Genomic DNA, 21,569 nt, shown 5'->3' with positions numbered 1-21,569 from the left:
ACACCCTATGGAAGGCATCATCCCTCTCTCGGAACACCGCGCTCGCATCCAGGAGGAAGTCGCTCGGAAGCTCGCGGATGTCCTTGAGGGGGAAAAAGAACTCCCCATAACCAAGCTTCAATCCTTCCTTAAAAAAGAAGAGCACCGGCTGAAGATCTGGCACAAAGGCGGGGGCGGCGGAAAGGAAATTGCAAGCCGCAGAACCGAAATCGTGGATATCCTCGTGCGGGAGATTTTTCAATTCGCGACCAGCAAGGAACTAGGAGAAAAAGAGCTCCCCGGATTTCTGGTGAGTGCATTCGGAGGGTACGGAAGGAGAGAATTGAATCCCTTCAGTGACGTGGACATCACATTTCTGCATGCGGGGAACAAACCGACCGAGGTGATGGAGAGGATCATCTCCAGATGTCTTATGGCTCTTTGGGACCTTGGGTTCAAGGTGGGTCACGCCACGCGGTCGGTACAGGGAGCGATGAGTCAGGCAAACGCCGACATGATGACCAAGACGGCAATGCTGGAAAGCCGCTGGCTAGCAGGCGACAAAAAGTTGTTTCAGGAATTTAGGAGTCAGTTTGAAACCACCTGCGTTAAGGGGAAGGAGAAGGATTACATCGCCTTCCGGATGGATAATCTCAAGGAACTACGGACCAAATACGGGACAAGCGTGTTCATGCAGGAGCCGAACATCAAGTCGGGCTGCGGTGGTCTGCGCGACTATCAGAATCTTCTTTGGATGGGGATGTTCCATTCCGGTGCCTACACAACAAAAAAGCTCGTGGAGGAAAAAATCCTGCGCGAGAGAGAGCGCAAGTCCTTGGAAGAAGCCCACGACTTTCTGCTTCGGATACGCACGGAAATGCACTACCAGACCGGGCGCGCATCAGAGCAGCTAACCCTGCAGCTCCAGGGAAAGGTCGCCACAGCCCTGGGCTATCCGGAGAAAAACATCCTCCGCCGCTGCGAGGCATTCATGAGGGACTATTACAGCCACACGCGTGCGGTTCACCTCATTAGCTCTCTAGCGCTCGGGCGAATTCGCGAGCAACAGGGAAGCCGCATGAACCTACTGAGTAAGCTCCTTGGCAGACAGGCGAGCGTGGACGAAATGGAGATCAGGAACGGGGAACTCTTTCCGAAAGCCAGAGATATCTTCAACCGTGAGCCGGTGCGCCTCATGCGGGCCTTCCAGATAGCGCAGACCCGCAACGTGCATTTCTCCGCAGAGCTGGAGGATCTTGTGAAACGGAGGCTGAAACTCGTGGACCGCACCTTTCAGTACAACAAGGAGAACCGCGCCGTCTTTCTTTCCATCCTCTCGAGGAAGGGCGAGGTCGGGCGCATCCTTCGACTCATGCATAATCTCGGTTTCTTGGGTAAATACTTGCCTGAGTTCGAGCCGCTTACCTGCCTCGTGCAGCATGAGTTCTTCCACCGGTACACCGCCGACGAGCACACGCTGCTCTGCATCGATAAGATCGATGCGCTTCTCTTAACCAAGGAGAAGAAGCTAGCCCGGTACCGAGAAATCTTCCGGAACTTCGAGGACCCCGCGATCCTCTACCTGGCCATGCTGCTTCATGACACAGGTAAGGCCGCCAACACCCAACATCACGAGGAGGCCAGCGCCCTGGCAGCCCAGCGGGTAGCCAGAAGGCTGCAGCTCAACCCGGCGAGGAAGAAAATGCTGATCACGCTCGTCGACAACCACGGGGAAATGAGCGGAACCGCGCGCAGTAGAAATGTCGATGACCCTGCGACGGTGGAGGAATTCTCCGAAATCATCCGAGATCCCGTCACTCTCGATGCGCTTATGGTGATCACTCTTGCCGACGGCATGGGGACAAGCGACGAGGGTTGGAGCGACTGGAAGGAACAGATGGTCTGGTCCCTGTACCACCAGACTCGAGGATTGCTCACCAACAGCGCCGGATTCCGCGAAGAGCAGCGACAGCGCCGGGAAGAGCTGCGCCAGAAGGTCAACGCCGCATTGCCGGACAGGTTTGAAGAAGAGACTTCCGCGCAGATGAACGGCATGCCGGACCGCTACTTCCTTACGAAGGATGCCACGGAAGTATATCGTCACATTCGGCTTTTTCGGCGCTTCTTCGAGGAGGGGTTGAATACAGAAGGGCCAAACCTCTGCCCCGTCATCGAGTGGGTGGACCACCCCGAGTCAGGATATGCCGAAGTTCTTGTCTGCGGGTGGGATAGGGAACGCCTGCTGGAGAGAATTGCAGCCGCGTTCCTAGAAGCGGGGATCAATGTGCTTGGCGCCGACATCTTTACTCGCAGCGACAACCTCGCGCTCGACCTCTTCAAGGTGACCAACCATCGCAACGAACCACTGCCGAGGGAAAGGGAGCGCAAGCTGTTCGAGCAAAAACTCGGGGAATCACTCATGGCCCCCGGCAACAGACTGGTCCCTGTTCCCAAACAAAAACGCGATATTCTCACGGACAGAGAGAAGAGAAATGAAGAGGAGGAATTGCCCGTTTGGGTCGTGGTCAACAACAACGCCCATCCCTCGTGCACGATTCTCGAAGTCCAGGCCCCCGACCGCTTGGGACTCCTCTACCATTTACTGCGGGCAATCTCTCACGGCGGTATCACGATCGAGGCTGCGCGCATCGCCACCGAGCAAAAGGCTGCCCTGGATGTCTTTTATCTCCGCACTAAGGAAGGAGGAAAATTCGAGGACCACAATCAGCTCATGCGTCTCGAACGACGCCTCCGAACAGCAGCGGCGCGCGCAGGGGAAAACAACGGATGATCCGCCAACTACAAAGAAGCATCTTCTGGAGGGGAAGCATCCGTCCCCTCTTGCTCCACCCGCGCGCCGCGATGCTCAGCATCCTGAGTATAGCGCTCGGTGTGGCCGTATTCCTCGCAATCACGATCGCCAACCGCGGAGCCGTTGAGAGCTTTCACCGGGTGTTTGCGATGATTACGGGACACGCCGATCTGGAAATCCGGGGGCGAATTCCCGAATCCGTGCTGCCCGGGGTGATGAATACTCGCGGCGTGAAAGCGGCGACACCGCTCGTTGAGGCGATGGTGACGCTACCAGATTATCCAGGCGAGTCGCTCCACCTTGTCGGCATCGATCCCTTCACAGCAGCAGGACTGCTCTCCCTCAACCCGTCCTTCGAAGACCAAGATCAAAAGCAAACCCAAATCGCAGGAAAAGAGGCTAGTAAAGAAGGCGCGGGCAACCTAGCGGAGTGGCTTGGAGAGGAGTCAGCGATTGCTGTACTAAGAGATTTCCCCGGACGGCACCATCTCAAGCAGGGCGATTCGATCCGTCTCCAAGGCGCCGGACCGGCGCGGATCCTGATCATGCGGCAGGTGATTCGTACGGATGACGCCTCGGCAGAAGGGCGAGGGGGGGTTGCCGCATTGGATCTTGCGACGGCCCAGGAGTGGGTGGGAGAGAAAGGCTACCTGAGCGCCATCCTGATCAAGCTTCGGGACCCCGGGGAGAAGCAGGCTGTCATCGATCGGTTGCAGCGACTTCTACCTGCGGATGTAACCGTGCAGCCCCCGGCACGGAGAACCCAGCAAGTCGACATTATGCTCGCGGCGTTCCGGCTCAACCTCACGGCCCTGAGCCTTGTTTCGTTGATGGTCGGAATGTTCTTTGTCGGTAATTCGGCCGCCGCTTCCGTGGTCCGCCGCCGCGTTTCGCTCGGGATCCTCCGGGCCCTGGGGACAGGAAGGCCAATGATCCTTGCCATGGTTCTTGTGGAAGCGGCGATCAGCGGGTTGATCGGATCCGTCCTCGGCGTCCTGATCTCGCCGCTTATTGCCAGCATTCTCGCCGCGCCGGTGGCTCAGACGGTGACTGCTCTTTACCTTCCGGTCGATGCCCACGGCGGATGGCCCACCCCGCTGGAAGCCCTCGCCGGAATGGTAGCAGGAGTCTTGGCCTCCTTGGTAGCCGCCTGGATACCCGCCCGCCAGGCGGCGGCGGTCGATCCTACGAAGGTCCTCCATCCGGGAACAGCGCCGGAGATCTTTCCCATCCCAGCCCTACCGTTGGCATTCTGCGGAATGGGGGTTCTTTTGCTGGGACTTCTCTGCTCGCTCGGGGCACTGTTCGGAGGGGTTGCTCTGCTCGGATTCGGCGCCGCCTTTTTTGTCCTGGCAGGTTTCTCGCTGATGGTGCCGATGGTGGCGCTTGCCGCGGCGGCGTTGTTACGGAGGTTCCTGGCTCGGCCTCTCTTGACGCGAGGCGCCATCCTCAGGATCGCCCTGGAGCAGACCATGCGATCCCTGCACCGGACGGCGCCGACAATCGCCGCTCTAGCTGCCGCCGCCGCGATGACGGTGGGAATCAGTGTCATGATTCATTCCTTTCGCGGCAGCGTGATTGCATGGACGGGGCGGACATTGACGGCGGATCTTTTTATTGCACCTGCGGCCAACGAGCTGCTGGGACTAGAGCACACGATGCCCGAAACGGCGGCCGACTGGTGGAGGAAACGGCCTGCTGTTTCAGCCGTGGGAACGTTCCGCGAAGTGGAGGCCCGGAGCGACAAGGGAGCGCAGGTAACGCTCGGGGTGGTCTCGGGACCAGCGCGTGGCTCCATTGATTTTCTGCATGGCAAGGTGGCCCAGAAAACGAGGGCCCTAGAGCGTGGCGAGGGTATCGCTCTTTCGGAGAGTCTGGGACGCAGGCTGAAACTCGGACCCGGCGACACGCTGGTTCTTTCCGGGCCCAAGGGGCCACTCGTGCTACCTGTGATCGACCTCTACCGCGATTACACTCGCGACCGAGGCATTGCGATGATCGGGGCCGATTATTTTGCCAAGGTCTGGGGGGCCCAAGGGGTGCACTCTCTGGCGATCGAGTTTGCACCCGGAACGCCCGACACGATTAGGGACGAGGCTAGTGCGGCTTTTTTCTCTGCCTTCGGCGGTAAGGAGGCCTTCATCTGCTACAGTAACCATGCCCTGAAGACCCGTATTCTCGAGATCTTCAACCAGACGTTTGCGGTAACGGCCGTGCTCAAAACCATTTCGATAGCCGTCGCGGTCGGCGGTGTAATGCTTACCCTCGGCATTCTGGTCATGGAGAGGACGCGCGAGCTGGGCGTGCTCAAGGCCATCGGTGCCTCCCGAGGGCAGATTGTGCGTGTGATACTTGCCGAGGCCTCACTGATAGGATTGTTGGCCAGTCTGGTGGGGATCGTGAGCGGGGCAGCCCTTGCTTTGGTTCTGACGTGGGTGATCAATAAAGCCTTCTTCGGATGGAGCATTGATCTTGCCTACCCATGGCGCGACATCGCTCTGCTCCCGGTATGGATGACGGCCGCCGCGATCGTTGCCGGATTTATCCCGGCACTCCGAGCTTCAACCATACCACCTGCTTCCGCCCTTAGAATGGAATGATAAAAGAGAGGTGACTGAGGGGCATGAGGAGCACATGTGAGGGCTTCCCTCCCTTCTGGGAGATGCGTTGAGAAGAAGACTAGAGAGAGGGGAAGTTGCTGAAAACAAAGGCAGCGTAGGGAAAAACCGATATTTCTTTTAAAAAGAACTTGCGCGGGAGATAAAACCCTATAAGTTCTGCTTATCGAAAGATTGTTCTGGGGGGAACAACAGGCCGTCGTACCAAATGGTGCGGCGGCCTGTATCTTTTAGAGCGAGAACGCCAGGCCGCATCATTTTCGCGGGTCAAGCGAGCCGGGAGCAGTCATACTTCCTTTTCCAACGCATCGATTCCTCATGCCGCCCCGTTACAAAAACACCGAGGTTCCGGAGCATCCTCCCGCCATGTCCGGAACACCCACGGCATGGAGAACGCTGGCCTTGCTGGCATTAGCGGTTGCGACCTGGCTTTTCTTCAAGCCGGTATTCTGCGGTGTGCTACGGGGTGGCCTTGGGCTTGCTGCCTGGGAATATGGCGGGGAGTTGCATATCGAGCAGCTCGCGCTCGCAGAGAACGGATGGATCCAAGCCCGGGGCGTGACATGGCTATTTGGCCCGCTCGATCACCGAAGCAGCATCAAGACCGACTGGATTGGGGTGCGCCTTGTTTCGATGAAGCAACTTCTTCACTTCTCCGACGGGAAGCCACAGCCGTTGATCCGGGAGATGATGGCGGGCAAGACCAAGGTGCTACTGGATACCCGAGCGAGCACACGCACCGCAAAGCCGCTTAAGAAGCAACCGCGCTGGGGTATACAGCCTTTTTTGCGCACCACGCTCTTCCTCCCTTCCTCTTCCTGCACTCTGGGGTCCGCTGACCTGGTCATGATCGGAGATCATCACCGACTGGCAGTGAATGGCCTGACGCTTCGCTTGCCTGACCGATGGGCCGGCAGGATTTCTTATGCCGATGGGTCTTTGGATGTCGGCGCTTGGCACCGCGTTCTGCCCAGAGCTTCTGCCCCCGCTGCTTGGGAGGGTGGAGTACTTCGTCTGGGTGAGCTGGATCTGGGCCATGATTTCCTCCTTAAGGAATCGTCTCTCCGACCGGTGGCCGGTGGTGTCGATTTCGGCATCAGGGGAACAGCCGGCCAGGGTATTCTGAGGGGTGACGGCAGCTTGGGGACGGCGATGAATTCCAACCATCTCGAGCTGACGCTGGTGGGCGAAGGTCTGGCGCTGGAGGCCTTCCATGAATGGATGAAGGATGAAAAAAAGGCGACCGGGGTCATCAGCCAGGCGCGTTTTACGTTCCGTGGCGATCCCGCAAACCCGGTGGATGCCGACAGCTCATTACGCCTCATCGCCCGCGATTTCCATTGGGAAGGAAAGGGTTGGGAGTCGCTCCGATTAGCCACGACGCTTACGGGGCGCAACCTCACCATTTCCGAACTTCATCTCCAGCAACGGGAGAATGAATTGACGGCGTCGGGACAAAGCCATCTCCCGGCAGATTGGCATGCGGCGCTCCGCGCTCCTTTTACTGCGAGCTTTCATGCCGAGCTTGAGGATGCCGGTGCGCTGGCTGGACTATTTGGCCCCCAGTTTGCCCAGCTGGGTGGAGGAATGGCTCTGGAGGGAGAGGTTCAAGGCGCCGAGAACAAGGCTGAAGGATACTGCAATGTCACCGGTACCGGCATGACCATCCGTAAATTGCCATTGGACTGGCTGAAAGGATGCGTGATCTTCGCCGGTGATCAGACCCGGCTGACCTCCCTAGAGGCATGGAGCGGACGAGATCACCTGTATCTAAGCGGTAATGTCGCTAACAGCCGCCCCCATGCTTACGTAGCCGAGGCGGAAGCCGATGTACACGACCTGACAAAGCGACTTTCCCAGTTAGGACTTACCACAGCCACCGTCAACGGGGGTGGCGGAGTGAAGTTTCACTGGCAGGGAGAGGGCGCCGCAGAAGTTCACACCGGATCGTTTCAGACTCAGGTTAACGGATGGGTGAGCAAGTGGACAACCACCGGCATGTCCGGAACCTTCGAGGGAACTTACGCACCGGGAAAAGTGGAACTCGCCAAGGCCAATTTCAAGCAGGAGGACCTGTCACTTGCCATGAAACTTTCAGCGACAACCAACGCCTTCCGGGCCACGGACATTGTGGCGACCCGCGCTGGCAAGCCGTTACCTCTTGTGAAAGGCGAACTGTCGCTCCCGTTCAATGCAACGGAATTCTGGCAAAGCGGCGACGCGCTCAAGACCATCGTGATGGACGGGTCGCTCGGGATCAACCTCGCCTTCCAGGGAATCAAGGCCGAGGAAATTGCAGGCCTTTTTGGCCAGGAAATTCTTTTTTTAGGAGGCCTTGAGGGAACGATCACCGTAACGGGTACACCTGCAAAACCGGACGTGCATGCCGCGATGAGCATCCGCAATTTTTCACCCATGCATGGCGGGCCGACCGCGGATCTTTCCCTCTCCTTGGAAGCCGGGGAAGGGAAAGCCAAGTTAAAGCTTCTTCAGGAAACGGCATCCTCTTCACCGTTAGCCGTGGAGTTGGAGATGCCGCTTTCTTTGGTCAATGATCAGGGAACCCTTAGAATAGGGGATGTCGATCAGCCAATCCGTGGATCCGCATCCTTCCAACACGTCCCCCTGGATGGGTGGGCGAGCCTCATGAGGCTGGAAGCATGGCCCCTTAAGAAAGCCCGTATAGAAGGGAAAGTCCATCTCTCCGGAACATGGAAACAGCCGGTATCCGAAGGCAGCCTTCTCCTAGAGGCCGAGGAAGGACATATTTTTGGGCCTCACGTGCTAGAGCGCCTGTCCCTACCGGTGACGCTAGCAACGGCAAAAGCGGTCTTTGGCCCCGGAAGTGCCCTCTACCACGATAAGCCCATGACCCTTTCCGGATCCATCGAGTGGGGAACCACCCCCTGGAAAGGAACGCTCCGACTGATGGGGAACGATCTGCCGTTGCCGCTGGGTGGCGGTCTCGATGCCCTTGCAGATACGGATCTGGCGCTCAGTCGTACAGGTACTCAACCTCCTGTTTTGAGCGGATCGCTGCGGCTTCATAGCCTCACAGGCGTGCCGCGTGCAAACCTAACGCCAGCCTTTGCTCCACCCGCGTGCACTCTTTCCTCTCAAGCTAGCGCAGGTACCCAGGATCAAGAAAAAGAAAACAACCTGAAAAATCTGCAAATCGACGTCGCACTGAAGACGGACGGGTTGGCGACGTTGAATCCAGCAAAGGACACTAGCATATCCCTTGATGTGCATGCAGGTGGTGCGGCTCTTGCCCCCTCATTTACAGGAAAGATCGAGGGGAAGAATTTAGAACTTAGCCTTCCCTGCAGCACCTTTGTCGTGCCGCAGGCTCACGTACTTCTGGAGGCATCGCGCGGCACCCTTTCGGGAGACAATGCTTATGGACTGACCAAGGAGGGCTTCTGCGTCCTTTCCCTGGGCGGCTCCCTCCCCAATCCGACGATAGCTTTTGAAGGATTGCGGGGTATCAGCTCACCAGACCTTTTGATGTCACTGGCAGGCCGCTCTGAAAAGAGGAAGAGCCTCTTGTTGCAGGAAACATCGTGGTGCCGACAGAACCTGCTTTTTCCTCTTCCGGCTACTGGATGGGTGACCTCGCATTTGGGCAACTACGAACCAGCCGCCCTCGGCTTCTACGGAGCACCTTGGATCTGGAGCCTTTCGTTGGGAGGAACCGCTCAACAATAAAACTTATGGAAAGCATGACAGGACATGGCCGGGCCAGCGCTCTGGCCGAAGGATGGCGATTCACGGTGGAATGCGGCTCGGTAAACCGTAAAGGAATCGAGATCGCTATCTCGCTGCCAAAGCCACTTGCAGCGCTTGAGCCGAAGCTTCGGGAAGTGATTCAGAAAAGAATCGGCCGCGGGCGTATCAATGTGACTGTCTTGCTAGAGAATGCCGCGGGTCCGGACAACTCCCAGGGCGTCGTCGACAAGCAAGCCGCGCGCCGCACACTCCAGGAGCTTCAGGCCCTGCAGGCGGAGCTGGGCCTTCCCGGGCAGATCTCTCTAGAGCTATTGCTCCGATCTCCCGGCGTGATGAGAAACGGCACAGAGGAGCCTCCGGACACCGATACTCTCTGGCCTGCGCTGCAGACAGCGCTCACTGAGGCGTTGGATCGAATGATCGTGATGAGAAAGAAGGAGGGGGCTCACCTCGTCACGGACTTGCTCAAGCGCATCAAGCTGTTGGAGTCCGCGGCCAAGGCCATCCGCGCCCGCGTCCCCGCCGTGCTGCGTTTGCGGCGCGATCATCTGAAGGCCCGCTTGGAGGAGTTGGGACTTCCTTTACCTGCGAATGATCCCGCGCTCGCACGGGAACTCGCCTTCATGGCCGAGCGCAGCGACATCACCGAGGAGTTGGCCCGACTGGAGAGCCATTTCGTGCAGTGCAGAGAATCGCTGAACAGTTCCGAGCAGGCCGGCAGGACGCTCGACTATCTGGCCCAGGAGATGTTCCGCGAATTCAACACGCTCGGAAACAAGGCCGGGGATGCGTCCATCTCCCAACGGGTCGTGCAATCCAAGGCGGAGCTTGATAGAATCCGCGAACAAGTCGCCAATCTCGAGTAATCCGCGTGAATAATCCATCCCACAACTTTCGGCGCTCCGGCATCCTCTTCGTGATTTCCGCACCCTCAGGTGCCGGGAAGACGACGCTCTGCACCACGCTGCGGCAGAAGCCCGACTTCGTCTGGTCCGTCTCCTGCACGACCCGAGCACCCCGGACCGGGGAAATCGACGGGGAAGATTACCATTTCCTATCCCGTGAGGAATTCACACGGCGTCTCGGTGCGAGAGAATTTCTGGAGCATGCCGAGGTCCACGGCAACCACTACGGCACGCTGAAGGGACCCGTGCTCGAAAACCTCAAGAACGGCATCGACGTGCTCCTCGACATCGACACGCACGGCGTCGACAACATCCGCGCCTGCGGAGATCCAATCATCCTCGAGGCCCTCGCCGATGTCTTCATCATGCCCCCCGATCTCGAAGAGCTCCGCCGGCGTCTCATGCGCCGTGGCACGGAGACGTCCGAGCAAGTAGAGATCCGAATGAGCAACGCAGCCCGCGAGATGGAATGCTGGCGCGATTATCGCTACACGATTATCAGCGGCTCGATGGAGGAGAACATAGAGAAGTTCCGGGCTGTCATGCGCGCCGAGCGTTACCTCAGCCGCCGCATGTCCGTCGTCACGGAAAGCGTGGGCTGACCATTATGGAGACGATGGAAAACGCAGGGAAAGAATCACCTAACGGCCGGGGAAAAACGATCGTCCTGGGTGTGACCGGATCTATCGCTGCGTACAAGGCGGCCGAGATTGTCAGCCAGCTCCGCAAGGCGGGCCATGATGTCTTCGTTGTGATGACGCGCAGGGCCACCGAATTCATCACACCTCTCACGCTCGCTACGCTCTCGCGCAATCCCGTGTTGTGTGATCTCTCCGAGGAAAATTCAGGAGCCTGGAAGCCCGGGCACATCGAGTTGTCGGATCGCGCGGATCTGCTGCTCATCGCGCCGGCTAGCGCGAACACGCTAGCGCGCCTCGCTCATGGATTTGCGGATGATGCGCTGGGATCGGTCGCGCTCGCCACACGCGCCCCTCTTCTCATCGCGCCGGCGATGAACGGAAAGATGTGGGAGCACCCCGCGACCAAGATGAATGCGGAGACACTGCGCACGCGCGGAGCCTCATTTGTCGGGCCAGCGGAAGGCATGCTTGCATGCGGGTACGAAGGGCTTGGAAGACTTGCCGAGGTGTCGGCGATCATCGCAGACGCGGAGAAAATTCTCGCGGCCAAGTAAGTGATGAGACTTTCCTCACGAGGGTGAGGAAACGGAGGCGAAACTTTTTCAGAAAATCCGTTGACGCATATCAACGGGCGACTTATTCACATTCAGCAGTGACTTATTCACAAACTTTTCACATACGCCGCGCATGCGGAACAAAGGAGGTGGATTGAAATGCCCATTAAGAAAAAAGCACCCGCTAAGAAAGTTGTAAAGAAGGCCCCCGCCAAGAAGGTGGTGAAGAAGGCCGTTGCAAAGAAGGCCCCCGCCAAGAAGGTGGTGAAGAAGGCCGTTGCGAAGAAGGCTCCAGCCAAGAAGGTCGTCAAGAAGGCTCCTGCAAAGAAAGCCGTCAAGAAGGCCGTCGCAAAAAAGAAGTAAGTCCCTCCCGCCGGAACAACCTTTCGGCGACGAGCTAGAACTTGGGGGAAGCGCCACAAACGCTTCCCCCAATTTTTTTCATCCGTCCGCTGGTGTTATTAAAAACAGGAATAGAAGAGTCGATTAGCCTTCATCACGAAGGCGCTATTTCTTCAGGTTTCAAGTTTCAGGTTTCATCCATCCGCTTACTCCGCTACTGAATTCTAAATGGAAGAACTGATACTCACGACCGCACGGGATGCGGCCCTTGCAGCCGGCGGAATGATCCGAGGACACTTCGAAAAGGAACTCAACGTGGACTCGGCTGAGGCCCACGACATCAAGCTCGAGCTCGACCGCCGTTCCCAGGCGCTGATCGAGTCTCTTATTCTGGGGGCCTTTCCCGACCATGCGATCTATGGAGAGGAGGGGATCCGCGGGGACCAGACAGCCGCGGATCAGTGGATCATCGATCCGATCGACGGTACGGTGAATTTCTTTTACGGAATTCCGCATTTTGCAGTTTCCATCGCGCATCGTCACAACGGGGTCCTCACGACAGGCGTGATCTACCAACCAATGACCGATGAACTGTGGGTCGCCTCGCGTTCCACCGGTCGCGTCACACTGAATGGACGCCCGATCCGTGTAAGCAGCCGCACCAAGCTCTCCGACGCGATCGTCGCCGTGGGAGTCTCGAAGACTGAAGGCGCCATCGAGAAGGGACTCCCTATTCTGGGGCAGATGATGCGGTCCGCGCGCAAGACCCGTATGATGGGAAGCGCCGCGCTCGACATCGCCTATGTGGCCAGTGGCCGCCTCGACGCCTACATCGAGAGTCAGATCAGTCTCTGGGACATCGCAGCAGGGATGCTGATGGTCGAGCTCGCCGGCGGCAAGGTCGACCTGAGGGCCCATGACACGGTCGCTGACAAATACTCCTGCGTTGCTTGCGGCGGAGGAATTGCCTTCACGCATCTTTAATCTCGCGCAGAGGCGCAGAGGCGCGGACAAAGATAAACCTGTAGCATCAATCAGCAGAGACACCACAGACCTTGCCGACTTCCTGCTTTCAGATGCATCTTTGCAGTATCCCCATTGCGTATCGCGTATCGCCTGGATCCTAGCTCCCATCTACTATCTCCCAAAACATGATCACCCGCAGCGGCATCGGCTATGATGTACATCGGCTAGAGCAGTTAGATCAGGAGAGACCGCTCGTGCTTGGCGGCGTGACGCTTCGCCACCCGCAGGGACTCACCCTTTCGGGTCACTCCGATGCGGATGTCCTCTGTCACGCGATCGCCGACGCCCTGCTCGGGGCGGCGGGCCTGCAGGACATCGGGCATTATTTTCCGAATACCGATCCATCCATTCGCGGCATCTCCAGTTTGGAGATCTTGCGCCAAGTCGCTGCGATCCTAGTCAAGGCAGGAGCGACAATCATCAACGTCGATTCCACGCTGGTCGCAGAGGAACCAAAGATTGGCCCTTATGTTCAGCAGATGAGAGAGCGCATCGCCGAATCACTGGGGCTGGTTGCTTCGCGCGTCGGCGTCAAGGCGACCACCAACGAATGCCTAGGATTCTTGGGACGCGGCGAAGGGATCGCGGCGATGGCGACCGCATCTGTGGAGACTCCTTCCGAATAGCCCGCAAATTAATTCATGCCGATGGCAACCGTGCAGATACTCAACACACTTTCCCGGCGCCTGGAGGAAATCACTCCCCGTGAGGGCGAGGGGAAGACCCTCTCGCTCTACACCTGTGGGCCGACGGTTTACGCCTACGCACACATCGGTAACTTCCGGGCCTATGTTTTCGAAGATCTGCTCCAGCGCCATCTTCAGGAGCGCGGACTTATCGTCCGCCGGGTGATGAATCTCACCGACGTCGATGATAAGACAATCCGAGGCGCCCATGCGGCCGGAATCGCGCTCAATGACTACACGCGGCCCTTCAAGGAGGCCTTCTTTGCCGATGCCAAAACACTTCGCCTGCTTCCGGCCGAGGCCTATCCCGAGGCGACCGATCCGGAGCAGATCGAGCGCATGATCGCGATGATTGGAACGCTGATGCAAAGGGGTCACGCCTACCAAGTCGACGATGGGTCGGTTTATTTTCGCATCGCCTCTTTTCCGAATTACGGAAGGCTCGCCCACGTCGATCTTGAGAACCAGCGACCGGGCCAACGCGTCGCCAGCGACGAATACGACAAGGAGGCAGCCGCCGACTTCGCTCTTTGGAAGGCATGGGTCGCTGAAGATGGATCTGTCGGCTGGGAGAGTCCTTGGGGCAAAGGTCGTCCCGGATGGCATATCGAGTGCAGCGCCATGGCGACGGGGCTACTAGGCGAGACCATCGACATCCACTGCGGCGGCGTCGACAACATCTTCCCCCATCACGAGGCCGAGATTGCCCAGTGCGAGTGTGCCGGCCATGGGCAGGGACCGTTCGTCCGCTACTGGATGCATTGCGCGCACCTCATGGTCGAGGGCTCCAAGATGGCCAAGTCGGCAGGGAACTTCTTCACGCTACGCGATCTGCTTGAGAAGGGATGGACCGGCCGCGAAGTACGCTATGCGCTGATCTCCGTTCACTACCGGGGAGCACTGAACTTCACAATGGATGGGTTGGGCGCCGCACGCACCGCGTTGGGCCGCCTTGATGCCTGGCGTGAACGCCTGACAGAAACCGCGGGATCAGAAGCCGCAGCTGAGACACCCAATCCCGCAACCGAAGAATTCTTCGCGGCGCTGGATGATGATCTGAATATCTCCAGCGCGCTAGCCGTTCTCTTCGAGACCCTGCGCGAGAGCAACCGTCGGATGGATCAAGTGAATGAGGAGAAGCTCACTCCCTCACAAGCACGCGGACTGCTGAACTGGCTGGCCAGAGTAGACGGTGTCCTTGGGCTGGAACCAGATACAGTCACCACAATCCCATCAGAAGTGGAAGAGCTGGTAGCCGCGCGTGCGATCGCGCGCGATGCGAAGGAGTGGCAGAAGAGCGACGAGATCCGGGATCAGATCGCATCGCTAGGATGGCTAGTCAAAGACACAAAAGACGGACAACGGATCAGCAAAAACTGATTGAAAAAATCTCGCGCAGAGACGCAGAGGCGCAGAGAAAAGAAATAAATACACCCCTTAATTTCTCTCTGCGTCTCGGCGCCTCTGCGGGAAATCATGTATTCCGTTCTTTCATAATTCATCCTTCATAATTCATCCTTCATTGCATGTTCTCCCCCGATACCCTCCTCGACCTCGACCGCACTGAGCACAGTGTCATCTTTGAGAATGTCACGCATGTCTGGGAGGCGCTGGCGAAGATCTCGACCTATCTTCAGTTCCGCCTCAAGCCTGGGATCCATGGCAAGCTGATCGGCAAGCCCTTCATCAGCGGCGCTGTCTATATCGGAGCAGGCACAATCATTGAGCAAGGAGCCATGATCAAAGGTCCCGCATGGATCGGCGAGAATTGCGAGATCCGCAACGGAGCCTACATCCGCGAGAATGTCGTGGTCGGCAATGGCGTCGTGTTGGGCAACTCCTGCGAGTTCAAGAACTGCCTCATCTTCGACGAGGCGCAGATCCCTCACTTCAACTACGTCGGGGACTCCATCCTCGGCCACAAGGCTCATCTCGGTGCCGGAGTCATCCTCTCCAATGTCCGCCTCGACCATCAGCCGGTCGCCGTGAGAACCGCCGAAGGAATCATTCCGACTGGCCTTCGGAAGTTCGGTGCCATCGTAGGCGACCGCGCCGAAATCGGCTGCAACGCAGTCTTAAGCCCCGGATCGATCATAGGCCGCGACACGATTATTTATCCGGGAACTTCCTGGAGAGGGGTGCTGCCGACGAATTCGATCGGGAGAGTAGAGCCTCAGACTTTGAAGGTTGTCCCCCGTCAGCAGCGCGACTAGGGATGGCTTTGGGTTTATTGCCCTGTGCGGCGTTGCTGCTCGCTCGCTGTAGTTCACTACAGCATCAAAAACTTCCCAACCTTACTGAAGAAGGCGCCTAACGGCAAACTCAGCTGCCCCGGACGGGTGAACAAGCTGCAAAGGCGCTGTTCTCCAAAAGCTATGAGGAAGATCGTGAAAAGCTGGCGATCCGCTGCCAGAGATTAGCTGCTGCGTTTTTAGCCCGAAATCTATTCAGACAATTGAGTGAAATGATACCCATTCTTTTGTGCCCTCTATGCAACATTGGGTGTTGCTGTCTATCTCGCCGGTTAGGTGAAGAACAGAAAGTTCTTTTTTCGTATATGGTCCGATTACGGCCTCGCCAGAATATATAAAATATCGAATGGAGTGGTCAACCGTGTTGGCAGACGGAATGCTGTAGACGGGTTCAGAAACGTGTGAGGAGGCGATCTCTCTTTGGCAGTATGGACATACCAAAGCATCCTTGTTGACTAGTTCTTGACAAAAGCGACAGGCGCAACGGTTGCCCTTTCTAAGAAAAGCAAAAAGGACTCCAAATGGTCCAAATAAAAAGCCGATGAAAAATGCGGCGCATCCTTCGCCTTTTCTTGCGCCGATCATTGCAGCGACAACACCACACATGGCCCATATTACGACTATTTCCATGAGTTATTTGGCTAACTAGTAACTATAAGCTAATGAGCGCGCATAATCCAGAGGAGAATACTTATAGAGCCGATCTGCGATACTTCCACACGGTGAAGTCATTGGTTTCCAGAACTTTAGTTCCTGCATCGAACTGTAATTCGAAGTCGGGGAAGTGGGTGTCGCCCTCGATTTGGCGGGGGACTTTGGTGACGTAGAGTTCTTGGACGCTGGGGAGGAGGAGCCGGTAGATCTCTTCGCCGCCGATCACGAAGAGGTCGCGTCCGTCGGTCGGCTCTTGGATCTCCTTCACGGAGCGCACAATGGTGATGCCCGGTGTCTCCGGCATGGTCCGGGAGAGGACGATATTTTCGCGACCGGGGAGCGGCTTGCCGATCGACTCGAAAGTCTTCCGGCCCATGAGGATGGCGTGACCCATGGTGGTCGCCTTGAAGAATTTGAAATCCTCGGGAAGATGCCACGGGATCGTGCCGGCATTCCCGATAACCCGGTTCTCGGCCATAGCCACAATCGCCTTGATCATTTGGAAACAAAAATGACTGCAAATTCTCGCGCAGCCGTAACGGATGCGAAGCAACGGCCGGGCAAGCAAACGCAGAGGCGCAGAGATGAAGAAAAAGAAATCCTGCAGTTGTTTTGTCTTAAAACTCCGCGCCTCTGCGCCTCTGCGGGAAATATTCTTCGGCTTCGCATTCTAAACAGCGATTGGGGCTTTGATCGCGGGGTGAGGGTCGTACCCCTCTAGCGTGAAGTCCTCGTAGCGGAAATCCTCCAAGTTCTTCACAGCGGGATTAAGTAGCATCTGCGGGAGTGGGCGCGGTTCCCGTGTGAGCTGAAGCCGGGCTTGCTCAAGATGGTTCACATAGAGGTGAAGGTCGCCAAAGGTGTGGATGAACTCCTTCGCCTTCAGGCCGCAGACCTGAGCGATCATCATCGTCAGCAAGGCGTAGGAGGCGATGTTGAAGGGGACGCCGAGGAAGAGATCGGCACTGCGCTGGTAGAGCTGGCAGCTGAGTTCGCCGTTCGCAACATAGAACTGGACGAGGGCGTGGCAGGGGGCCAGGGCCATCTTGTCGATCTCTCCGGGGTTCCAGGCGCTGATGATATGGCGGCGGCTGTCGGGATTCTTTTTTAAGTCCTCGATGAGACGGGCGATCTGATCGACGGTTCCTCCCTCAGGGGTACGCCACCGGCGCCACTGAGCGCCGTAGACGGGCCCGAGATCGCCGTTCGCATCGGCCCACTCATCCCAGATGGTGACCCCGTTTTCCTTGAGATAGCCGACGTTGGTGTCGCCTTTCAGAAACCAGAGTAGCTCGTGGATGATGGAGCGAAGGTGGAGCTTCTTGGTGGTGAGCAGGGGAAAGCTTTGAGTGAGGTCAAAGCGCTCCTGCGCACCAAAGACCGAGAGGGTACCAGTACCGGTGCGGTCTTCTTTCCGCGCCCCGTGGTCGAGGACGAGGTTGAGAAGGCGGTGGTATTGGATCATCGGGATGGGACGGGTGATCGCCTACGCTTTGTAAACGCTGTCGGGACTGAAGAGCGGCTCTTCCTGGGGCGGAAGGTCGTTCCCCGTCTTGTCGAGCTCGACATAGAAGCAGCTGGCAAATCCGGTGTGGCAGGCGCCGCCGTGCTGCTCGACCTCGAAGAGGAGAGTGTCGCGGTCGCAATCGACGAACCAACGCAGGATCCGCTGCGTGTGGCCGCTTGATTCGCCTTTCTTCCAGAGTTTTTGGCGGGAACGGCTCCAGTAGTGCATGTAGCCGGAATCAACGGAATGCTTCAGTGAGTCTTCGTTCATCCAGGCCATCATGAGAACGCGGCCACCGGCTTCGGTGCTCTCCTGTACAATCGCGGGAATCAGGCCGCGGTCATCGAATTTGAGATTCAAGTCCATCTTCTCATTTCGGAGAGACGGCGCTTCCGGGGCAAGAAGATTCTCGATCGTAGATTCTCGGTTGCGGAGGGGCCTCACTTTCAGGAGGATCAGAGCGTGACCATCGCATCCAGCACGCGCACGGCGCCGCGCCATCGTTTCTTTGAGGAAGCGCCGGATATGATCTCCGTGCCCCTGTCGGAGTTGATGGCTAGGCTTCCGGCTCAGTTCTGCAAGGAAACAACTACCGAAGAACTGAGCGGCCGAACGGTCGATCTGCCTTGCCGGGATTTACTCGCGGGGAATACGCCGAGACTCTCGCTCGGCCAGCTGAACGATCTTCTGCCCGATCTGGTAGTTGTGCCCGAAGGTGGAGACCGTTCTGAGCGACTGAATCTTCCTGCCGGATGGGTCGCCCTTTATTACCGCTTGGTAACAAGGTTTGAAGAGGTTCCGACGGAACACAGGGAACGCCCGAGTGGAGAAGCATCCCCAGTTACCCTTCCCTCCGCGGATGACCCCACCGAAAAATCTCCTACCCCAGTGATCGAGGCCGAGGTGATTGCGACCAATCAGCCCGAAGCGCTCTCAACCTTGGAAACGCACGGTGCAAAGTTCCATGAGGAAAAAGAGGCTCAGGAGTTGGTGCCAGCAGTCACCGCCAAGCTGGGATTCTTCGCCTCGTTGCCGATCTTTCGCCGGAATGTTTTTGTTAAGCCGGCGCCTGAGGAACAGAGGCTCGTGATTTTACCCGACGACGTTGCGGAGACACCCGAGGTTCTTGCCCTTGAGCCGCTCTGGAAGCTCGATCCCCTCGATCAGCTTGCCGATCCTGCGGCGTTGCAGGCCCTCTTCATGACCGAGGAGAAGCTTACCATGGATCGCGTCATCGCTATGGCGGGACAGCTTCCGGGCCTGCGGGCCTGTATCCTGGCACACGGAGATCAAGTGGTCTGCGCCTCCAACACCCCTCCCGGAATCGATCTCCAGACCCTGAGCGGTCAGGCAATGGCAATGCTGGCCCAGATCCGGGAGTCCTCTTCCAAGATGGGTCTCGGGAATGTGCCAGGGGTGACACTCCATGCGGAACAGGGTGCCCTGAGCTTCCTTCATAACAACGAGCTCTGCCTGCTAGTCCTCCATGCTGACCGTGGATTCCTCCCGGGGGTGCGCGAGCGGCTTCAGGAAATGCTGGGACATCTCTCTAATGCCGAGGCACTGCCAAGCGGTTCCTCCGCACAAGCGAGCTTGCCGATCTGATGAGCGGTAAGATCCATCCTATATACCTTTAACCTTTTTAATGCTTTCAACCTGCAACTAGTATTTTCCCATGCTTGAACTCTTGCAAAAAGGCGGACCCCTTATGTGGATCATCCTGCTCTGTAGCGTGGTGGCGCTGGGGGTCTTCTTCGAACGCCTGATCTTTCTCCACAAAGCCTCCATCCGGGTCGGAGAGCTGCTCGGCGGCCTTGCACTGCTGATTCACAATGGTCGTGTTGATGAGGCGCTCGCCGAATCCTCCGCGAGCCATGGGCCGGCGGCCCGCGTCCTGCAGGCCGCGCTGCTGAGGCCTCGCGCCGAGCGGCGCGTCCTGCAGTCGTTGACCACCGACGCTGCTATCTTGGAGATCCCGAAGCTGGAGCGGAATTTGCCGATTCTCGCAACACTTGCCTATGTTACGCCGCTGCTCGGTCTGCTCGGTACGATCCTCGGACTCCTGGATGCTTTCCTGATTCTTTCGTCACACGGCGGCTATGCAACGGCAGCGGAACTGGCCCACGGTGTCTACGAGAGCATGCTCGATGCAGCGGCCGGGCTCGGTGTGGCGATACCAGCATACATCGGACACAGTTACCTGACTGCGAGGGTGAATGACATCATCCATGACATGGAACGGGCGGGCATCGAGATTGTGAACCTTCTTGTGGATGCCGCCGACCGGCGGCATGACCCCGCAAACGGATGAGGCTTCCCCGCAGCAAGGGAGCGGGAGATGCGCTGCTGCTGATGGCCCCGGCGCTCGGGACGCTATTGAGCCTCGTCTTTTTCCTGTTGTTGGGCGGTTATTTCATGCTCCAGCCGGGAATCGCACTGAGGGTTCCCGACTCGCCGTTTCTTCTGCTCCCTCAGCAGGATCCCCAAGTGGTCAGCGTGACGGGGGCGCCTCTGCCACAGATCTATTATGACCGCCAGGTAGTCACTCCAGCGGAGCTTGAGATATCGCTTCGCAAGGTGCCCAGAACTGGCAGTCTCATCATCAAGGCTGACCGGCTTGCCCCCTACGATCTTCTACTCCAGATCATGACGATCGGGGCGCGCTGCGGCTTCACCGTTGTCCTTGCCACTGGCTCGGGTCCGTCATGACGCTGCGGATTCCCCTGCTTCCGAAGGGCCCCCTTGCTTCCCGGGAGCTGAGAGAGTTGGCCCATTTAGCCCAACTCGCTTTTGAATGGCCAATCCGTCAGGCACCACGGCTGATGCTTCCGCTTTGCATTCTGGGAGCCGGAATCCTGCAGACCCTGATGGTGGTACTTTTCTCGATCAGCTACCGTGTACCTTCAGAGAAAACACCGGAGTCGCCGCTATTTTACTTCTTGCCGCCTGACAGTGAAGCCGCGCATCAGTTGGCTCCTTGGCTGGAAGCCAATGATCCTGCAGTCTTCTCTCCCCTCCGTGCCGCGCGAACAGCCTTACCCTCGCTGCCTCCGCTGAAATACAGGCCGAGCTACGATGAGCCGCCTCCATCACTGCTTCCGCTACGCAGTGAGCCCTCACCCCAGATCGAGCCCTCCCTACCCCCGCTGATTGCTCCACTCCAGCGAGTGTCCCAACAAGGGACCCATGAGACAAAGACCCCAGCATCGCCCACATTAAGCGTGGCCGGCCCACATTCCTCCACAGTCGTCCGATGGGAAGACGAACTGTCGGCACGACATCCGGTGGAGGACGCCGCTTCCTCTTCTATTCCAGTCGCTATGGCGAGGGTCATCCAGCCAGCAGCCTACGAAGTTGGAGTCAGCCCCGAGGGAATGCCCGTGCATTGTGTGTTGATGGAATCCTCCGGCGACACGGCCAGCGACGAGGCAGCCCGGATCTGGATCATGGCTAGGCGCTTTCAGCCCGAGGCCGTAGAGGCAATCTCGTGGGGGCGTGTCCTTGTGCTCTGGGGTGCCGACGCCAGCTCGGCCGTGCACGCGGCCTCCACTCCCCCCGTTCATCCCTGAGCCAAGCCATGATTCCCATCACGCTTTCGTGGTTTGTCTGCGTCTATTTGGCCCTTTTTCTGGCGGGTGTTTTGATCCTCTGGATAGGCTACGAAATCATTCGCAAACGCCATGCCAATATCATCTCCCGAAACCGCGTTTTTTGCAGGATCTGCGGGTCACGATACACCGACAGATCGACCGCCGACCTTCTCCGCTGCCCTGTCTGCGACAGTCTGAATGAACGCTCGGCATCCGGGAGGTAAAGATATGGCAAAATCCAGTTATAGATTCCGACACCTTTACTGGATCATCC

Annotated in this window: 20 protein-coding genes; 16 read left to right on the top strand and 4 right to left on the bottom strand. The window is 57.9% G+C overall.

All coding sequences use genetic code 11. From position 1 onward, the window contains the following. Positions 1-7 precede the first annotated feature (7 nt). The 11 genes from glnD to K8R57_06195 all read left to right on the top strand — a co-directional run bounded on the left by glnD (position 8) and on the right by K8R57_06195 (position 15,505). Positions 8-2,770 (top strand): [protein-PII] uridylyltransferase, encoded by a 2,763-nt coding sequence (glnD, locus tag K8R57_06245; protein MCE9587897.1) that lies wholly within the window; start codon positions 8-10, stop codon positions 2,768-2,770. Beyond that, positions 2,767-5,391: an FtsX-like permease family protein gene (locus tag K8R57_06240; protein ID MCE9587896.1), complete on the top strand. Its 2,625-nt coding sequence runs from the start codon at positions 2,767-2,769 to the stop codon at positions 5,389-5,391. Before glnD ends, K8R57_06240 begins: the two co-directional genes overlap by 4 nt. A 336-nt stretch (positions 5,392-5,727) precedes the next feature. Further along, entirely contained in the window at positions 5,728-9,117 is a 3,390-nt protein-coding gene (locus K8R57_06235) for a hypothetical protein (GenBank protein MCE9587895.1), read from the top strand. Positions 9,118-9,122: 5 nt separating this feature from the next. Continuing rightward, a complete protein-coding gene (locus K8R57_06230; GenBank protein MCE9587894.1) occupies positions 9,123-10,004 on the top strand; it encodes a YicC family protein in 882 nt (293 codons plus the stop codon). Between the two features lie 5 nt (positions 10,005-10,009). Next, entirely contained in the window at positions 10,010-10,645 is a 636-nt protein-coding gene (gene gmk, locus K8R57_06225) for a guanylate kinase (GenBank protein MCE9587893.1), read from the top strand. A 14-nt stretch (positions 10,646-10,659) separates the two neighbouring features. Then, positions 10,660-11,238, top strand: a complete 579-nt coding sequence (locus K8R57_06220; GenBank protein ID MCE9587892.1) for a phosphopantothenoylcysteine decarboxylase — start codon at positions 10,660-10,662, stop codon at positions 11,236-11,238. A gap of 159 nt (positions 11,239-11,397) precedes the next feature. Beyond that, entirely contained in the window at positions 11,398-11,601 is a 204-nt protein-coding gene (locus K8R57_06215) for a hypothetical protein (protein ID MCE9587891.1), read from the top strand. Between the two features lie 207 nt (positions 11,602-11,808). Next, positions 11,809-12,564: an inositol monophosphatase gene (locus tag K8R57_06210; GenBank protein MCE9587890.1), complete on the top strand. Its 756-nt coding sequence runs from the start codon at positions 11,809-11,811 to the stop codon at positions 12,562-12,564. A 167-nt stretch (positions 12,565-12,731) separates the two neighbouring features. After that, a complete protein-coding gene (gene ispF, locus K8R57_06205) occupies positions 12,732-13,232 on the top strand; it encodes a 2-C-methyl-D-erythritol 2,4-cyclodiphosphate synthase (protein MCE9587889.1) in 501 nt (166 codons plus the stop codon). A gap of 21 nt (positions 13,233-13,253) precedes the next feature. Further along, positions 13,254-14,672, top strand: a complete 1,419-nt coding sequence (gene cysS / locus K8R57_06200) for a cysteine--tRNA ligase (GenBank protein MCE9587888.1) — start codon at positions 13,254-13,256, stop codon at positions 14,670-14,672. 146 nt (positions 14,673-14,818) lie between these two features. Continuing rightward, the gene (locus K8R57_06195) at positions 14,819-15,505 is read left to right on the top strand and encodes a UDP-N-acetylglucosamine diphosphorylase (GenBank protein ID MCE9587887.1); all 687 of its coding nucleotides are present in this window, start codon (positions 14,819-14,821) and stop codon (positions 15,503-15,505) included. 234 nt (positions 15,506-15,739) lie between these two features. Here the strand turns inward: K8R57_06195 and K8R57_06190 are convergent, their stop codons facing one another. The 4 genes from K8R57_06190 to hisI form a co-directional block, all read right to left on the bottom strand. Next, positions 15,740-16,174: a DUF4339 domain-containing protein gene (locus tag K8R57_06190; GenBank protein MCE9587886.1), complete on the bottom strand. Its 435-nt coding sequence runs from the start codon at positions 16,172-16,174 to the stop codon at positions 15,740-15,742. Between the two features lie 61 nt (positions 16,175-16,235). Further along, positions 16,236-16,697, bottom strand: a complete 462-nt coding sequence (locus tag K8R57_06185; protein ID MCE9587885.1) for a dihydrofolate reductase — start codon at positions 16,695-16,697, stop codon at positions 16,236-16,238. Positions 16,698-16,868: 171 nt separating this feature from the next. After that, entirely contained in the window at positions 16,869-17,663 is a 795-nt protein-coding gene (locus tag K8R57_06180) for a thymidylate synthase (protein MCE9587884.1), read from the bottom strand. A 21-nt stretch (positions 17,664-17,684) separates the two neighbouring features. Further along, a complete protein-coding gene (hisI, locus tag K8R57_06175; GenBank protein MCE9587883.1) occupies positions 17,685-18,071 on the bottom strand; it encodes a phosphoribosyl-AMP cyclohydrolase in 387 nt (128 codons plus the stop codon). A gap of 96 nt (positions 18,072-18,167) precedes the next feature. On the opposite strand from hisI, the gene K8R57_06170 reads away from it, so the two are divergent. The 5 genes from K8R57_06170 to K8R57_06150 all read left to right on the top strand — a co-directional run bounded on the left by K8R57_06170 (position 18,168) and on the right by K8R57_06150 (position 21,519). Beyond that, positions 18,168-19,310: a hypothetical protein gene (locus tag K8R57_06170; protein MCE9587882.1), complete on the top strand. Its 1,143-nt coding sequence runs from the start codon at positions 18,168-18,170 to the stop codon at positions 19,308-19,310. 70 nt (positions 19,311-19,380) lie between these two features. Beyond that, entirely contained in the window at positions 19,381-20,016 is a 636-nt protein-coding gene (locus tag K8R57_06165) for a MotA/TolQ/ExbB proton channel family protein (protein ID MCE9587881.1), read from the top strand. Beyond that, positions 20,013-20,414: a biopolymer transporter ExbD gene (locus K8R57_06160; GenBank protein ID MCE9587880.1), complete on the top strand. Its 402-nt coding sequence runs from the start codon at positions 20,013-20,015 to the stop codon at positions 20,412-20,414. Before K8R57_06165 ends, K8R57_06160 begins: the two co-directional genes overlap by 4 nt. After that, complete coding sequence (locus K8R57_06155) at positions 20,411-21,274, top strand: hypothetical protein (GenBank protein MCE9587879.1); 864 nt, start codon at positions 20,411-20,413, stop codon at positions 21,272-21,274. The genes K8R57_06160 and K8R57_06155 overlap by 4 nt, the downstream gene beginning before the upstream one ends. A gap of 8 nt (positions 21,275-21,282) precedes the next feature. Next, the gene (locus K8R57_06150) at positions 21,283-21,519 is read left to right on the top strand and encodes a hypothetical protein (GenBank protein ID MCE9587878.1); all 237 of its coding nucleotides are present in this window, start codon (positions 21,283-21,285) and stop codon (positions 21,517-21,519) included. Positions 21,520-21,569 lie beyond the last annotated feature (50 nt).

It is taken from the genome of Verrucomicrobiota bacterium, assembly GCA_021413925.1.
Lineage (GTDB): Bacteria > Verrucomicrobiota > Verrucomicrobiia > Chthoniobacterales > UBA6821 > UBA6821.
This window is presented reverse-complemented; position numbering and strand designations above follow the sequence as displayed.

Bases quoted from the DNA above. Each gene is read 5' to 3' on its own strand.
- K8R57_06150 (MCE9587878.1), top strand. From the start codon at position 21,283: ATGATTCCCATCACGCTTTCGTGGTTTGTCTGCGTCTATTTGGCCCTT.
- K8R57_06215 (MCE9587891.1), top strand. From the start codon at position 11,398: ATGCCCATTAAGAAAAAAGCACCCGCTAAGAAAGTTGTAAAGAAGGCC.
- K8R57_06220 (MCE9587892.1), top strand. From the start codon at position 10,660: ATGGAAAACGCAGGGAAAGAATCACCTAACGGCCGGGGAAAAACGATC.
- K8R57_06235 (MCE9587895.1), top strand. From the start codon at position 5,728: ATGCCGCCCCGTTACAAAAACACCGAGGTTCCGGAGCATCCTCCCGCC.
- ispF (MCE9587889.1), top strand. From the start codon at position 12,732: ATGATCACCCGCAGCGGCATCGGCTATGATGTACATCGGCTAGAGCAG.
- hisI (MCE9587883.1), bottom strand. From the start codon at position 18,071: ATGGACTTGAATCTCAAATTCGATGACCGCGGCCTGATTCCCGCGATT.
- K8R57_06155 (MCE9587879.1), top strand. From the start codon at position 20,411: ATGACGCTGCGGATTCCCCTGCTTCCGAAGGGCCCCCTTGCTTCCCGG.
- K8R57_06230 (MCE9587894.1), top strand. From the start codon at position 9,123: ATGGAAAGCATGACAGGACATGGCCGGGCCAGCGCTCTGGCCGAAGGA.
- glnD (MCE9587897.1), top strand. From the start codon at position 8: ATGGAAGGCATCATCCCTCTCTCGGAACACCGCGCTCGCATCCAGGAG.
- K8R57_06180 (MCE9587884.1), bottom strand. From the start codon at position 17,663: ATGATCCAATACCACCGCCTTCTCAACCTCGTCCTCGACCACGGGGCG.
- K8R57_06160 (MCE9587880.1), top strand. From the start codon at position 20,013: ATGAGGCTTCCCCGCAGCAAGGGAGCGGGAGATGCGCTGCTGCTGATG.
- K8R57_06185 (MCE9587885.1), bottom strand. From the start codon at position 16,697: ATGATCAAGGCGATTGTGGCTATGGCCGAGAACCGGGTTATCGGGAAT.
- K8R57_06195 (MCE9587887.1), top strand. From the start codon at position 14,819: ATGTTCTCCCCCGATACCCTCCTCGACCTCGACCGCACTGAGCACAGT.
- cysS (MCE9587888.1), top strand. From the start codon at position 13,254: ATGGCAACCGTGCAGATACTCAACACACTTTCCCGGCGCCTGGAGGAA.
- K8R57_06165 (MCE9587881.1), top strand. From the start codon at position 19,381: ATGCTTGAACTCTTGCAAAAAGGCGGACCCCTTATGTGGATCATCCTG.
- K8R57_06240 (MCE9587896.1), top strand. From the start codon at position 2,767: ATGATCCGCCAACTACAAAGAAGCATCTTCTGGAGGGGAAGCATCCGT.
- K8R57_06190 (MCE9587886.1), bottom strand. From the start codon at position 16,174: ATGGAAATAGTCGTAATATGGGCCATGTGTGGTGTTGTCGCTGCAATG.
- K8R57_06210 (MCE9587890.1), top strand. From the start codon at position 11,809: ATGGAAGAACTGATACTCACGACCGCACGGGATGCGGCCCTTGCAGCC.